The sequence below is a fragment of the Variovorax ureilyticus genome (assembly GCF_050632185.1).
Classification (GTDB): Bacteria; Pseudomonadota; Gammaproteobacteria; order Burkholderiales; family Burkholderiaceae_C; genus Variovorax; species Variovorax ureilyticus_A.
On record NZ_CP192579.1, the window covers coordinates 1,641,818 to 1,655,267 of the forward strand.

14 protein-coding genes are annotated in these 13,450 nt (G+C 65.9%); 9 read left to right on the plus strand and 5 right to left on the minus strand.

Features of this window, described 5'->3' with window-relative positions; all coding sequences use genetic code 11:
* Positions 1–65 precede the first annotated feature (65 nt).
* From ACQ858_RS07980 to ACQ858_RS08015, 8 genes are all read left to right on the plus strand, one after another.
* Positions 66–1,268: a substrate-binding domain-containing protein gene (locus ACQ858_RS07980; RefSeq protein WP_431276186.1), complete on the plus strand. Its 1,203-nt coding sequence runs from the start codon at positions 66–68 to the stop codon at positions 1,266–1,268.
* 199 nt (positions 1,269–1,467) lie between these two features.
* On the plus strand, positions 1,468–2,931 hold the full coding sequence (locus tag ACQ858_RS07985) for an extracellular catalytic domain type 2 short-chain-length polyhydroxyalkanoate depolymerase (protein ID WP_431276816.1): 1,464 nt from the start codon (positions 1,468–1,470) through the stop codon (positions 2,929–2,931).
* 42 nt (positions 2,932–2,973) lie between these two features.
* Positions 2,974–3,738: an ABC transporter ATP-binding protein gene (locus ACQ858_RS07990; protein WP_431276187.1), complete on the plus strand. Its 765-nt coding sequence runs from the start codon at positions 2,974–2,976 to the stop codon at positions 3,736–3,738.
* Positions 3,735–4,463, plus strand: coding sequence for an ABC transporter ATP-binding protein (locus ACQ858_RS07995; RefSeq protein WP_431276188.1), 729 nt, complete (start codon positions 3,735–3,737; stop codon positions 4,461–4,463). The genes ACQ858_RS07990 and ACQ858_RS07995 overlap by 4 nt, the downstream gene beginning before the upstream one ends.
* Positions 4,460–5,440, plus strand: coding sequence for a branched-chain amino acid ABC transporter permease (locus ACQ858_RS08000; RefSeq protein ID WP_431276189.1), 981 nt, complete (start codon positions 4,460–4,462; stop codon positions 5,438–5,440). Before ACQ858_RS07995 ends, ACQ858_RS08000 begins: the two co-directional genes overlap by 4 nt.
* Positions 5,441–5,451: 11 nt before the next feature.
* Positions 5,452–6,504: a branched-chain amino acid ABC transporter permease gene (locus tag ACQ858_RS08005; protein ID WP_431276190.1), complete on the plus strand. Its 1,053-nt coding sequence runs from the start codon at positions 5,452–5,454 to the stop codon at positions 6,502–6,504.
* A 26-nt stretch (positions 6,505–6,530) separates the two neighbouring features.
* Positions 6,531–7,406, plus strand: coding sequence for an alpha/beta fold hydrolase (locus ACQ858_RS08010; RefSeq protein ID WP_431276191.1), 876 nt, complete (start codon positions 6,531–6,533; stop codon positions 7,404–7,406).
* 48 nt (positions 7,407–7,454) lie between these two features.
* The gene (locus ACQ858_RS08015; protein ID WP_431276192.1) at positions 7,455–7,961 is read left to right on the plus strand and encodes a DUF1993 domain-containing protein; all 507 of its coding nucleotides are present in this window, start codon (positions 7,455–7,457) and stop codon (positions 7,959–7,961) included.
* On the opposite strand, the gene hemH is transcribed toward ACQ858_RS08015, so the two are convergent.
* The gene (gene hemH / locus ACQ858_RS08020; RefSeq protein WP_431276193.1) at positions 7,955–8,998 is read right to left on the minus strand and encodes a ferrochelatase; all 1,044 of its coding nucleotides are present in this window, start codon (positions 8,996–8,998) and stop codon (positions 7,955–7,957) included. The genes ACQ858_RS08015 and hemH overlap by 7 nt on opposite strands.
* 15 nt (positions 8,999–9,013) lie before the next feature.
* Between hemH and ACQ858_RS08025 the strand changes: the two genes are divergently transcribed.
* A complete protein-coding gene (locus ACQ858_RS08025; RefSeq protein WP_431276194.1) occupies positions 9,014–9,745 on the plus strand; it encodes an HAD family hydrolase in 732 nt (243 codons plus the stop codon).
* 25 nt (positions 9,746–9,770) lie between these two features.
* On the opposite strand, the gene ACQ858_RS08030 is transcribed toward ACQ858_RS08025, so the two are convergent.
* From ACQ858_RS08030 to ACQ858_RS08045, 4 genes are all read right to left on the minus strand, one after another.
* Positions 9,771–10,316: a hypothetical protein gene (locus tag ACQ858_RS08030; RefSeq protein WP_431276195.1), complete on the minus strand. Its 546-nt coding sequence runs from the start codon at positions 10,314–10,316 to the stop codon at positions 9,771–9,773.
* Entirely contained in the window at positions 10,316–11,014 is a 699-nt protein-coding gene (locus tag ACQ858_RS08035) for a C39 family peptidase (protein WP_431276196.1), read from the minus strand. The genes ACQ858_RS08030 and ACQ858_RS08035 overlap by 1 nt, the downstream gene beginning before the upstream one ends.
* Positions 11,015–11,023: 9 nt before the next feature.
* Positions 11,024–11,395, minus strand: coding sequence for a hypothetical protein (locus ACQ858_RS08040; protein WP_431276197.1), 372 nt, complete (start codon positions 11,393–11,395; stop codon positions 11,024–11,026).
* 100 nt (positions 11,396–11,495) lie between these two features.
* Positions 11,496–12,884, minus strand: coding sequence for a hypothetical protein (locus ACQ858_RS08045; RefSeq protein ID WP_431276198.1), 1,389 nt, complete (start codon positions 12,882–12,884; stop codon positions 11,496–11,498).
* Between the last annotated feature and the right edge of the window lie 566 nt (positions 12,885–13,450).

The window sequence follows — 13,450 nt, forward strand, 5'->3', positions numbered from 1 at the left end:
TTTCAAGACGATGGCGCTTGGCACGATGTGTGCAATCTTCAGCCACCATCCTTAGGAGACAAAGAATGCACCGTCGCCACCTCGTCGCTCTGGCCGCCATGGCCACCGCCGGAGTCACCACCTTCACCGCACCGGCCTGGGCGCAGTCCAACGAGATCCGCATCGCCCACATCTACAGCAAGACTGGGCCGCTCGAAGCCTACGGCAAGCAGACGCAGACCGGCCTGATGATGGGCCTGGACTACGCCACGGGCGGGACCATGATGGTCAACGGCAAGAAGATCGTCGTCATCGAAAAAGACGACCAGGGCAAGCCGGACCTCGGCAAGTCGCTGCTGGCGGCGGCCTATGCGGACGACAAGGCCGCGATCGCGGTCGGCCCCACGTCGTCGGGCGTCGCGCTCGCGATGCTGCCGGTGGCCGAGGAATACAAGAAGATCCTGCTGGTCGAGCCGGCCGTGGCCGATTCGATCACCGGCGACAAGTGGAACAAGTACATCTTCCGCACCGGCCGCAACAGCGCGCAGGACGCGATCTCCAACGCCGTGGCGGTCGACAAGGAGGGCACCTCCATCGTCATGCTGGCGCAGGACTGGGCCTTCGGCCGCGACGGCGTGAAAGCCTTCAAGGACGCGCTCAAGAAGGCCAAGATCGTCCACGAGGAGTACCTGCCGCCCGCCACGACCGACTTCACCGCCGGCATCGCCCGCATGGTCGAGCAGCTCAAGGGCAAGCCGGGCCGCAAGATCATCGCGGTGGTGTGGGCCGGGGCGACGACCCCCTTCAACGCCCTGGCCGATGCCGAGCTGAAGTCGCGCTACGGCATCGAGGTGGGCACGGGCGGCAACATCCTGCCGGCCATGACGGCCTACAAGCGCTTCCCGGGCATGGAGGGCGCCACCTACTACTACTTCGGTATCCCGAAGAATCCGGTCAACGAGGCGATGGTCTCGATGCACTACAAGGAATTCAAGTCGCCGCCAGATTTCTTCACGGCGGGAGGCTTCTCCGCTGCCATGGCGCTGGTGACTGCCCTCAAGAAGACGAGCGGCGACACCAACACCAACAAGCTGATCTCGACCATGGAAGGCATGAGCTTCGACACGCCCAAGGGCAAGATGACCTTCCGCAAGGAAGACCACCAGGCGATGCAGAGCATGTACCACTTCAAGATCAAGGTGGACCCGGCTTTCGCGTGGGGCGTGCCTGAGCTGGTGCACGAGATCAAGCCGGAAGAGATGGACATTCCCATCCGGAACAAGCGCTAACCCCCAGCCTCGCGCACTGCGTGTCGCTCTCCACCCCTTGCGGGGGCAACCCCGGCGGCCCGGCTAAGCCGGTTCCGCGGGGTTCCTGGCATAGCGACTGGCGCGGCACACAACGTTTTTCCCATCTGTCCCCTCGCGAGAGGGGACGGTTCAGTGCACCTCGAAAAAAACCAATGGAGACAACATGAAGCGCAACTGGATGACGATGAAGATGAAGACGAGCTTGGTCGCGGCCTTCGCCGCGCTGGCGTGCCACGCGGCGACGGCCGCGGTGCCGTTGCCGGCGCTCGGGGCCAATTCGGCGGAGGTCAGCGTGTCGGGCCTGTCCGCGGGCGGGTTCATGGCGGTGCAACTGCACGTCGCCTATTCGGCGACCTTCAAGCGCGGGGCGGGCGTCGTGGCGGGCGGGCCGTACTACTGTGCCGAGGGGTCGATCGTCAATGCGACCGGGCGCTGCATGTCGCACACGAGCAGCATCCCGGTGTCATCTCTGGTGAGCACGACCAACAGCTGGGCATCGAGCGGCACCATCGATCCGGTCTCGAACCTCGCGAACTCGAAGGTCTATCTCTACTCCGGCACCTCGGACAACACGGTGGTGCAGGCCGTGATGAACGACCTCAAGACCTACTACCAGAGCTTCGTTCCGACGGCCAACACCTTCTACAAGAACAACATCGGCTCCGGTCACGCGATGATCACCGATGACTACGGCAGCAGTTGCAGCACGACGGCCTCGCCCTACATCAACAACTGCGGCTTCGACCTGGCGGGCGACATCCTCCAGTACCTCTACGGCACGCTGAATGCGCGCAACAACGGCACGCTCTCGGGCGCCTTCACCGAGTTCAACCAGACCGACTTCGTGAGCGGCCACGGCATGGCCGCGACCGGCTGGATCTACGTGCCGCAAAGCTGCAATAGCACGTCGTGCCGCGTGCATGTGGTGCTGCACGGCTGCAAGCAGAACTACAGCGACATCGGCGACAAGTACGTGCGCAACACCGGCTACAACCGGTGGGCCGACACCAACAACATCATCCTGATCTATCCGCAGACCAGCACCGCCGCGACCAACAGCTGCTTCGACTGGTGGGGCTACGACAACGCGAACTACGCGAAGAAGTCGGGCCCGCAGATGGCCGCGATCAAGGCCATGGTGGATCGCGTGACGAGCGGCTCGACTGGCGGCAGCGGCGGCGGATCGACGCTGGCGGCGCCCACCGGCGTCGGCACCTCCGGCGCGACGAGCAGCAGCATGGTGATCGGATGGAACGCGGTCTCTGGCGCCGCGAGCTACAACGTCTACCGTGGCGGCACCAAGGTCAATGCGTCGGCCCTGACCGGCACCAGCTACACCGACACCGGGCTTGCCGCATCGACGACCTACAGCTGGAGTGTGACCGCGGTCGATGCGAGCAACGTCGAAGGCGCGATGTCCACCGCGGCCACCGGCACCACGCTCGCCGCCAGCGGCGGAGGCACCACGCCCGTTTGCTACACCGCGAGCAACTACGCCCACACCACCGCGGGCCGCGCCACGCAGAGCGGCGGCTACACCTATGCCAACGGCTCCAGCCAGAACATGGGCCTGTGGAACACCTTCGTCACCACGACCCTGAAGCAGACCGGAACCAACTACTACGTGATTGGCACCTGCTGATCCCCAACCGCGCCGCCGCGAGGCGGCTTCTTTCTTCGATCAATGCTTGAGACCCGAAACCTGACCATCCGCTTCGGCGGCCACGTGGCGGTCAATGCTGTCAGCTGCGCTTTCGCACCCGGCACATTGACGGCCATCGTCGGCCCCAATGGCGCCGGCAAGACCACGTACTTCAATCTCATCTCGGGCCAGCTCAAGGCGACCGAGGGCACGGTGACGCTCGACGGGCAATCGCTCTCGGGCTTGCCGGCCTCGGCGCGCACGCGGGCGGGGCTGGGGCGTGCGTTCCAGCTCACGAACCTGTTTCCCAATCTCACCGTGCTGGAGAACGTGCGCCTCGCCGTGCAGGCCACGCGCGAAGGCGCGCACCGGCGCGGCCTCAATCTCTGGAGCATCTGGAGCGACCACCGCGCGCTGACCGAGCGCGCCGACCAGATCCTCGCGGACGTGGCGCTCAAGGCCAAGGAGCACGCGCCCGTCGCGGGCCTGCCGCACGGCGACCAGCGCAAGCTCGAGGTCGCGCTGCTGATGGCGCTCGAACCGAAGGTGTTCATGTTCGACGAGCCGACCGCCGGCATGAACGCGGCGGAAGCCCCGGTGATCCTCGACCTGATCCGCGCGCTCAAGAAAGACAAGACCAAGACCATCCTGCTGGTCGAGCACAAGATGGACGTGGTGCGCGAACTCGCGGACCGCATCATCGTCCTGCACAACGGCCAGCTCGTGGCCGATGGCGAGCCGGCCGAGGTGATCGCCTCGCCGGTGGTTCAAGAGGCGTACCTCGGCGTCGCGAAGGAGGCCAAATGAGCGCGGCGAACCTGTTGGAAATGAGCGGCGTGCACACGCACATCGGTGCGTATCACATCCTCCATGGCGTGGACCTCGCGGTGCCCAAGGGCCAACTCACCATGCTGCTGGGCCGCAATGGTGCCGGCAAGACCACCACGCTGCGGACCATCATGGGCCTGTGGCATGCGTCGCAGGGCAGCGTGCGCTTCGGCGGCACCGACATCACCGCGATTCGCACGCCGCAGATCGCCGAACTCGGGATCGCCTACGTGCCCGAGAACATGGGCATCTTCTCGGACCTCACCGTGAAGGAGAACATGCTGCTGGCCGCGAGGAGCGCGAAGAACGCCGACCAGATGGACGACACGCGGCTGAAATGGATCTTCAAGCTCTTTCCCGCGGTCGAGAAGTTCTGGAACCACCCGGCGGGCAAGCTCTCGGGCGGGCAGAAGCAGATGCTCGCGGTGTCGCGCGCGATCGTCGAGCCGCGCGAGCTCCTGATCGTCGACGAGCCCAGCAAGGGCCTCGCGCCCGCGATCATCAACAACATGATCGACGCCTTCAGCGAGCTCAAGAAGAGCGGCGTGACGATCCTGCTCGTCGAACAGAACATCAACTTCGCGCAGAGGCTGGGCGACACGGTCGCCGTGATGGACAACGGCGTTGTGGTCCACAGCGGCAGCATGGCCGCGTTCTCGGCGGATGAAGCCCTGCAGCAATCGCTTCTGGGGCTCGCACTATGAATAAAGATTTCGATTGGAAACCGCTGGCGCTCGTGCCGGTGCTGGCACTCATCGCGTTGCCGCTGACGGGCTCGGTTTCTACCTGGCTCACGCTCACTGTCGCGGGCCTCGCGATGGGGATGATCATCTTCATCATCGCTTCCGGCCTCACGCTGGTCTTCGGGTTGATGGACGTGCTCAACTTCGGCCACGGCGTGTTCATCGCGCTCGGCGCCTTCGTGGCGAGCACCGTGCTGGGAGGCATGAGCGACTGGACCGGCTCTCAGGACCTGTGGCGCAACCTCGTCGCGGTATTCCCGGCCATGCTGGTGGCGATGCTGGTCGCGGGCGCGATCGGCCCGGCGTTCGAGCGCTTCATCGTGCGGCCGGTCTATGGCCAGCATCTCAAGCAGATCCTCATCACGATGGGCGGAATGATCATCGGCGAGGAGCTGATCAAGGTGATCTGGGGACCGGGGCAGATTCCGCTGCCGCTGCCCGATGCGCTGCGCGGTTCGCTCTTCATCGGCGATGCGGCGATCAGCAGGTACCGCATCCTTGCGGTGATCGTCGGCATCTTCGTCTTCGGCGTGCTCGCCTGGACGCTGGGCCGGACCAAGATCGGCCTCCTGATCCGCGCCGGCGTGCAGGACCGCGAGATGGTCGAGTCGCTCGGCTACCGCATCGGCCGGCTTTTCGTCGGTGTGTTCGTGGTGGGCAGCGCGCTCGCCGGCCTGGGCGGCGTGATGTGGGGCCTGTTCCAGCAGAACCTGATTCCGCAGATGGGCGCGCAGGTCAATGTGCTGATCTTCATCGTGATAATCATCGGCGGCCTCGGGTCGACCACCGGTGCGCTGATCGGCGCGTTGCTCGTGGGCCTGATGAACAACTACACCGGCTTCCTGATGCCGACGCTGACGCAGTTCGCGAGCATCTTTCTGATGGTCGCGGTGCTGCTGTGGCGTCCGCAGGGCGTCTATCCCGTCACGAACCGTTGAAAGGACGACCCATGATTTCCCGTCTTCTTTCCAACGACCTGCCGCGCAACCGCCTGCTGGCGGTGCTGCTGCTCGCGGTGGTGCTGGGGCTGGCCTCCGCGCCGTTCATCTTCCCGGGCGTCAAGGCGCTCAGCGTGGCAGCCAAGGTGCTGGTGTTCATCGTGCTGGTCGCTAGCTTCGATCTGCTGCTCGGCTACACCGGCATCGTGAGCTTCGCGCAGACGATGTTCTTCGGCATCGGCGCCTACGGCATCGCGATTTCGGCGACCCGCCTCGGCGCGGGGTGGGGCGCCCTGCTGCTCGGTCTGGGCGTGGCGCTGGCCATCTCGCTGGTGCTGTCGCTGGCCATCGGCCTGTTCTCGCTGCGGGTGCGCGCGATCTTCTTCGCGATGATCACGCTCGCGGTGGCCTCGGCCTTCCAGACACTGGCGTCGCAGCTGTCGGATTTCACCGGCGGCGAGGATGGTCTGACCTTCAAGCTGCCCGAACTGATCTCGCCGAGCTTCGAGTTCGCGGAGGAGCCTTTCCTCGGCGTGTCGCTCGACGGCCGGCTGCTTTGCTACTACATGCTCTTCGTGCTGGCGGTGGTGCTGGTGCTGGCCTTGCTGCGCATCGTGAATTCGCCGTTCGGCCGCGTGCTGCAGGCGATCCGCGAGAACGAGTTTCGCGCCGAGGCGATCGGCTACCGCGTGGTGGTGTACCGCACGACCGCGTCGGTGCTCTCGGCGCTCTTTGCGACGCTCGCGGGCGCGATGCTCGCGATCTGGCTGCGCTACAACGGGCCGGACACCTCGCTGAGCTTCGAAATCATGATCGACGTGCTGCTGATCGTGGTCATCGGCGGCATGGGCACGATGTACGGCGCGGTGATCGGCAGCGTGATCTTCGTGGTCGCGCAGAGCTATCTGCAGGACCTGCTGCGCCTCGGAAGCGAGGCGGCGAGCAGCGTGACGTGGCTGTCGGCGCTGCTGTCGCCCGATCGCTGGCTGCTGTGGCTGGGGGTGCTGTTCGTGCTCTCGGTCTACTACTTCCCGACCGGCATCGTGGGTCGGCTCCGTAAATGAGCGTCCTGAATTCGAAGGCGATCGAAATGAACATACCGACTTCCAATTACGCGCAACTCGCCGGATACGAAATCCACTGGATGGACTGGGGCCGCGCAGGCGATCCTGTCATCGTCGCATGGCACGGCCTTGCACGCACCAGTCGCGACATGGACGAGCTTGCGGTGCATTTCGCGGACCGCGGGTTCCGCGTGATCTGTCCCGATACGCTGGGCCGCGGCCTGAGCCAGTGGAGCAGGGCGCCGGATGACGAATACAAGCTCTCGTTCTATGCCCGGCTCGCGGCGGCGCTGTGCGACGAGCTCAAGCTCACGCGCGTGCATTGGGTCGGTACCTCGATGGGCGGCGCGATCGGCATGGTCTGCGCGGGCGGGCTGGTCGAGCCGGCGATGAAGCCGCGCATCGCGAGCCTGGTGCTCAACGACAACGCGCCGCAGCTCGCGTCGGAGGCGGTCGAGCGCATCCGCGCCTATGCGGGCCAGCCGCCGGCCTTCGACACGGTGGTGGAACTCGAAGCCTTCTTCCGCACCGTCTACAAGCCCTACGGCTGGCTCAGCGATGCGCAATGGCGACGGTTGACCGAGACTTCCACCCGCCGTCTGCCCGACGGCCGCGTGACGCCGCACTACGACCCGGCGATGGCGAGGCAGTTCACTGTGCATCCGGAGGACTACGTGCTCTGGGCGCACTACGACGCGATCGAAGCGCCGGTGCTTTGCCTTCGCGGCGTGGACTCCGACCTCGTGCTGCGGGAGACGATCGAAGAAATGCGCCGCCGCGGCCCCGGCGACAGGAACCGCCTCCAGATCATCGAAGTCCCAGGCTGCGGCCACGCGCCGGCATTGAACGTGCCGGAGCATCTGGACCCGATCGAGGCCTTTGTGCGCAGCGCCGGCGTGTGAAATGTGGCGGTCGCACAATCGGGCGGCCACTACACACGGAGTCAATTCATGGCGCTCTCGCTCTACGACGTAACCGTCCCGGTGTTCACCCGCGGACTGGGCCAGCTTTCGCACATCCTCGAAAAAGGTCTTGCGCATGCGCAGGCTTCGGGCATCGATCCTTCGCAGCTCGTCGACGCGCGCCTTGCGCCGGACATGTTCACGCTCGCCGGGCAGATCCAGAGCGCGAGCGATGCTTCCAAGTTCGGCGTGGCGCGCATCGCGGGCGTCACGGGTCCGAGCTTTCCGGACACCGAAGCGACGTACGCCGAGCTGCAGGCGCGCGTCGCGAAGACCATCGACTACCTGGGCACCGTGGACCGCTCGCTCATCGACGGCCACGAGGACCGCGAGGTGGTCATGAAGGTCCGAGGCAACGAACTCAAGTTCACCGCCCAGCGCTACCTGCTGCAGTTCGCGATCCCGAACTTCTTCTTCCACATCACGACCGCCTACGACATCCTGCGGCACAACGGCGTGCCGATCGGCAAGCTGGACTATCTCGGGCGCTACTGAGCCTTCGCTCGCGAGTCGGACGGCCAGCCTGCCAGATGGCGCTCGGCAATGCCTGCGAGCGCGGTGATCCAGTCTCTGCTGTCGTTGAGGCAAGGGATGTAGGTGAATTCCTTTCCGCCCGCCTGCAGGAAGGCTTCGCGGCCTTCCATCGCGATCTCCTCCAGCGTCTCGAGGCAGTCGGCGGGGAAGCCCGGGCACATCACGTCGACACGCTTGACGCCCTTCGCGCCGAGGGCGCGCAGCGTGGGCTCGGTGTAGGGCTCCAGCCACTTCGCGCGGCCGAAGCGTGACTGGAAGGTCACGCGGTATTGGTCGGGCGTGAGCTGCAGGCGTTCGGCCAGCAGGCGCGCGGTGACCACGCATTGCGCGTGGTACGGATCGCCCAGCCGGATGTTGCGCGCCGGAATGCCGTGGAAGCTCAGCACCAGCTGCTCGGGCCGGCCGTGGTGCTGCCAGTGGCGCAGGACGCTGCGCGCGAGCGCGTCGATGTAGCCGGCATCGTCGTGGTAGTCGTTCACGAAGCGGAACTCGGGCACGCGGCGCACGCGCGCGCTCCAGGCATTTACCTCGTCGATCACGCTCGCCGTGGTGGTGGCGGAGTACTGCGGATAGGCCTGCAGCACCAGCACACGGGTGACGCCCTCCGCGCGGAGTTCGTCCAGCCGGCTCGCGATCGATGGCTCGCCGTAGCGCATCGCATCGCGCACCGTCACCCGATGGCCGCGCTCGCCGAGCCAGCCGGAGAGCATGGTGGCCTGCTTTTTCGTCCACACCTTGAGCGGCGAGCCCTCGCGCATCCAGATGCTGGCGTACTTGGCGGCGGATTTCGCGGGCCGGGTGCGCAGGATGATTCCGTGCAGGATCGGCAACCACGCGGCCTTCGGAATCTCGACCACGCGCGGGTCGCTGAGGAAGGCGGCAAGGTAGGTGCGCACGGCCTTTGCCGTCGGTTCATCGGGCGAGCCCAGGTTGCACCACAGCACGGCAGTGCGCCCTGGGGCCATGTCGGCGGCGGGCGGTTCTTGTCGGAAAGGCATGCGATATTCTCGGCCATGCCCGTCGCGACCCCCGATTCCCTGACCCTCGATGTGAAGCGCGTCGCCGCGATCTCGCTCGATCTCGACGACACCCTCTGGCCGATCTGGCCCACCATCGAGCGCGCGGAGCGCGTGCTGCACGGCTGGCTGATGCGCGAGGCGCCGAAGACTGCCGACCTGCTGGTCACGCCCGGCGTGCTGCGCGAGTTGCGTGAGGCCACGGCCAAGGAGCGTTCCGATCTGGCACACGACCTGAGCGCGCTGCGCCGCGAATCGATCCGCGCCGCATTGAAGCGCTCTGGCGAAGACCCGGCGCTCGCGGAGCCGGCCTTCGACATCTTCTTCGCGGAGCGCCAGCGCGTGGAGCTCTACGACGACGCGCTGCCCGCGCTCAAATGGCTCAGCGAGCGCTATCCGCTGGTCGCGATTTCCAACGGCAATGCCGATGTCCACCGCACGGGTGTCGGACGCTGGTTCCGCACCGCGTTCAATGCGCGCGAATTCGGCAGCGGCAAGCCGCACGCGCCCATCTTCCGTGCGGCGGCGGCATCGGTCGGGCTGCTACCGAGGGACGTACTCCATGTCGGCGACGACGCCGCGCTCGACGTGGTCGGCGCGCTCGGTGCCGGCATGCAGGCCGCGTGGCTGGTGCGCGACGAGCGCCCGTGGGAACACGATGCGCGCCCGCAACTCATCGTGCCCAATCTGCACGCGCTGTGCGTGGCACTGGCGTCGGGCGGGGCCTGAAAGCGCGTCGCGCGAGGCGCGCGCTTCAACGGGAGCCTATCGCTGCCGCGACGCTGTCGTTCAGCGTCGAGAGGATGTTGAGGTTCCTCACCATCCCCGCGGAATTGCTCGATGCGTTGATGATCGTCTGGTTGACGATGGTCTGGTTGTTCAGCGAGTTCTGGATCACGGTGCCGACGTTCGGGCCGCCGCCCTGCTGCGCCTGGAAGGTGTTGCCGGGCCCGTTCTGGACCAGGTTCAGGCTTGCGAGCTGCTTGTCGAGCTGCGCCGCCTGCACCGGTGTCAGGTCGGAGATGCGGCCGAAGTCGAGCGTCGTCTGCGTCACGAGGTCGCCGTTGATATAGACGGCGCGCGTGATGCCGAAGCTCACCATCAGCCCGGTGCCGGCGGGGTCGAATCCACCACGCAACTGATCGAGATCGTGGTTGCTCGCCGCGATCCAGATTTCTTCCGTTCGCTGCGGCTGCTCGGATTCCGGATCGTCCGCCCGCGCCGGCGACAGCACGCTGCCCACCAGCAGCGCATAGAGGCCGATGACGAGATGGGCGAAGGGAAAGCGGCGCGCGGCCATCAGAAGTCTCCCGGTCCCAGCTTGGGCAGCGCGAGCATCTCCATGCCTTCGCGGGAAATGCCCTGGCCGAGCGGCGCGTGCGGCGCAACGCGCCAATCGGCGGCGACGTTGAAGCGCGCGATGTCCATTCGGTTGTGGATCACGAAGAGCAGGCCGTTCTGCCACATCTCGTCGAAATCCTTGCGCGAAAGCGCGCGTGTGCCCTGCGCCGGATCGCCGATGAGCACGCGGCCCGGCTGCAAGCCCTTCACCACCACGAAGTGGTGATAGCCGTTGGCGTTGATCAGCACGATGGCCGGCACGCGCGCCTGCGAGAGCTTTTCGAGCGGCTGCTCGAAGCCGTCGGCCTCGAAGCCCAGGGTCGCAAGATAGCGCTTCATGTCGAGCAGCGAGAAGCCTTCCTTGTGGATCTTCTCCTGGTCGCCGTGCTCGTACATCCAGACGAATACCTGCTGCTCGGTCACCGGATAGTTGAAGTGGTGCGTGAGCAGCGTGGCGACCGCGGCCGAGCCGCAACTGAAGTCGTACTTCTGGATCAGCGTGCGTGCCTGCCGCTGCTTCTTCAGGCTCTTCACGGGTATGTTGAAGTCGCCCATACCCATGGATGGCATATAGGCCCGCTCTTGTTCCTGCTCCTGTTGAGCGGGCGCCGCGGTGGCCACGGCCAGCAAAGCGAGGGAGAGCAGCATGCCGCGCATGTCGCCTCCTCAGTTCATCTGCACGTGGACGATCACCGCGTTCTGGATCAGTACGTTCGCGCCAGAGTTCTGGATCACGACCGGCAGCCCGCTCATGTTGGCGAACGAGCCCGAACTGATGGTGTTGTCCCCCGTATCGACATTGCGGGCCGAGTTGCCGGCCGTCGTGCCGTTCAGGGTCATGTCGTTGCGGACCACCTCGGCTCCGCCCCGATAGCCTGCCAGCGTGGCCGAGTCGACCGGTGTGGCGACGAACGCCACGGCCTCCTCGGCTTTCGCCGTCGTTTCGCTGCCTGCGAGGGCGCTTTGCGCCGCAGCCGCAACCGGCAGCAGCATCCCCAGGGCCATGCACGCCGTCCCGAGGAGAGTGGTGGATTTCATGGCGTCTCCCTATGGCCTGCCGTGAAGGCGAGCCGACGTGCGCCGCACAGCCGGAACGGGTCAGGCTGCGCGGCACTCATCGGGCTTCGCTATCGGTCAATCAATGAACGGTCAGGTTGGCTTGGACGGTCACAGCCTGCTGAACCAGCGACGCCATGCCGCTGTTCTGGTTCGCGACCATGATGCCGGCGGCGGTCTGCCCGACGCTCGTCATGGTGTTGGACATGTTGAACGTGCCGGCGTTGACGGACACCGAGCCGCCTGAACCACCCGTGCCACCATTGCCGGTGCCGCCGGTGCCGCCATTGGCCGTGACGGTTCCACCGCTGCCCGCGCCGCCCGAACCACCCGTGCCGCTGCCGCCCGAACCGCCGGAGCCGGCGGTGTTGTTGCCATTGCTGGCGCTGCCATTGGTGGCACTGCCATTGGTGCTCGAGCCGCCCGCGCCGCCCGTGCCTGCGCCGCCCGTGCGCGTTCCGCCGGACGTGGCGGTGGCTGCGCCACCACCACCGCCTGCGCCGCCCGCGCCGCCTGCGCCCGTGGCACCGGACGCTCCGCCTGCACCTGCCGTGCTGGTCCCGGAGCCCGCGCCGCCTGTGCCGGTCGCGCCGCCTGCGCCTGCCGTTCCGCTGGCACCCGTTGAGCCACCGCTGCCGCCTGAGCCACCCGAGCCCAAGCCGCCGGTGCCACCGTTGCCGCCGTTGCCTGCGTCACCGCCGCCGGAACTACCGCCGCCGCCGCCGCCGCCGCTCCTGCCGCCCAGACCGGCTGCCAGACTTCCGCTGCTGCCGCCGCGGCCGCTGTCGCCGCTCGACCCGCCGCGTGCGCCGTCTCCGCCGGCGGACAGGGCCCCGGCACCGCTCGACCCGTTGGCGCCACCGCCGTTACCGGTGCCGCCATTGCCTGCGTTTCCGGCGCTGCCATTGCTGGCGTTGCCATGCGAGATCGAACCATTGGAGGCGTATCCGCCTCCTGCGCCTACTGCACCGTTACCCACTGCACCATTTCCGCCGGTACCGGTCCCACGAGCGTCGCCGCCCTGGCCCGTGCCGCCGTGTCCACCCAAGCCCGTGCCACCGTTGGCCGAGCCGCTGTTGATGGCTTGATTGCCGATGCCGTAGATCCTGTTGTTCGACACGGCGCCTTCAAGCTTGCTGATGGCTGAGACCTTCGTGTCGGAGAACGCGTTCGTGAAGTTGTTGTTGCTCGAGCCGTTGTTCAGCGCGGCGGAGCGTGCAGCATTGGCCACCGCTTGACCTGTGTCATTGTGGCTGTCGGAGCGATTGTTCGAACTCGTGGTCGTGTCCGTGCGATTGTTCGAGTTCGTGGTCGTTCGCGAATTGTTGCTGCTGTCTGAGCTTGAGTTCGTACTGCTGTTGGCGCCCGTCAACGATGACTGACTCGAACTCTGATCGGTGTCGCTCGCAAACACAGCACCACTGAACCCGAAGGCAAGAGCTATGGCCGAAGCCAAGAGTGTCTTTTTCATGAACCCTCCAGCAAAAGTTAAGTTAAACAAGCATGGATTGACGTGCGTCGCCGCAAATCGAAGGGCGCAGTGCAACTTCGGTGCCAGCAAATTACGGCTTGTTTCGCCGGGACCTCTTCTCATTTGGAGCGCATCGAAGACGACGGAATTGCGACACAGCAAAGGGGTCTCGAGCAGCGCTTGCGCAGGCGCTTTCTCAACGCCGACTGTCACATCGGATTGACGGTGAACAGTGGCTGGATCGCGACGTTTTCACTCGCAACGCCAGCGCGCGCTTTGACTTTGGCCGCGATGCACGCGGATTCGCGGTGTGTCTCAGCCGTGGTACATCGATGCCAGTCGCTTCGTCTTCGTTCGAGAACCCTCGCGCCGAGCCGGTGACATCGCGTTTGCCTCGTGAACTGCCGCGTTTGCCGGGCGAATTCGCAACGGAACTGCCACATCCCTGAGACATCCTGCGGGCGACGTTCGGTCAGTTACTTCTGATTGCAACTTCCAGCTTTGCGCCGTTCGAGCATTGCGTTTACGCTGCCCCGCACACGCCTGACGCACCTGGCGCAAGAAGC

What these genes read in the sequence shown, in the direction of transcription:
- ACQ858_RS08010 (WP_431276191.1), top strand. Translation starts at nt 6,531, where the DNA reads ATGAACATACCGACTTCCAATTACGCGCAACTCGCCGGATACGAAATC.
- ACQ858_RS07995 (WP_431276188.1), top strand. Translation starts at nt 3,735, where the DNA reads ATGAGCGCGGCGAACCTGTTGGAAATGAGCGGCGTGCACACGCACATC.
- ACQ858_RS07985 (WP_431276816.1), top strand. Translation starts at nt 1,468, where the DNA reads ATGACGATGAAGATGAAGACGAGCTTGGTCGCGGCCTTCGCCGCGCTG.
- ACQ858_RS08015 (WP_431276192.1), top strand. Translation starts at nt 7,455, where the DNA reads ATGGCGCTCTCGCTCTACGACGTAACCGTCCCGGTGTTCACCCGCGGA.
- hemH (WP_431276193.1), bottom strand. Translation starts at nt 8,998, where the DNA reads ATGCCTTTCCGACAAGAACCGCCCGCCGCCGACATGGCCCCAGGGCGC.
- ACQ858_RS07990 (WP_431276187.1), top strand. Translation starts at nt 2,974, where the DNA reads ATGCTTGAGACCCGAAACCTGACCATCCGCTTCGGCGGCCACGTGGCG.
- ACQ858_RS08045 (WP_431276198.1), bottom strand. Translation starts at nt 12,884, where the DNA reads ATGAAAAAGACACTCTTGGCTTCGGCCATAGCTCTTGCCTTCGGGTTC.
- ACQ858_RS08040 (WP_431276197.1), bottom strand. Translation starts at nt 11,395, where the DNA reads ATGAAATCCACCACTCTCCTCGGGACGGCGTGCATGGCCCTGGGGATG.
- ACQ858_RS07980 (WP_431276186.1), top strand. Translation starts at nt 66, where the DNA reads ATGCACCGTCGCCACCTCGTCGCTCTGGCCGCCATGGCCACCGCCGGA.
- ACQ858_RS08035 (WP_431276196.1), bottom strand. Translation starts at nt 11,014, where the DNA reads ATGCGCGGCATGCTGCTCTCCCTCGCTTTGCTGGCCGTGGCCACCGCG.
- ACQ858_RS08005 (WP_431276190.1), top strand. Translation starts at nt 5,452, where the DNA reads ATGATTTCCCGTCTTCTTTCCAACGACCTGCCGCGCAACCGCCTGCTG.
- ACQ858_RS08025 (WP_431276194.1), top strand. Translation starts at nt 9,014, where the DNA reads ATGCCCGTCGCGACCCCCGATTCCCTGACCCTCGATGTGAAGCGCGTC.
- ACQ858_RS08030 (WP_431276195.1), bottom strand. Translation starts at nt 10,316, where the DNA reads ATGGCCGCGCGCCGCTTTCCCTTCGCCCATCTCGTCATCGGCCTCTAT.
- ACQ858_RS08000 (WP_431276189.1), top strand. Translation starts at nt 4,460, where the DNA reads ATGAATAAAGATTTCGATTGGAAACCGCTGGCGCTCGTGCCGGTGCTG.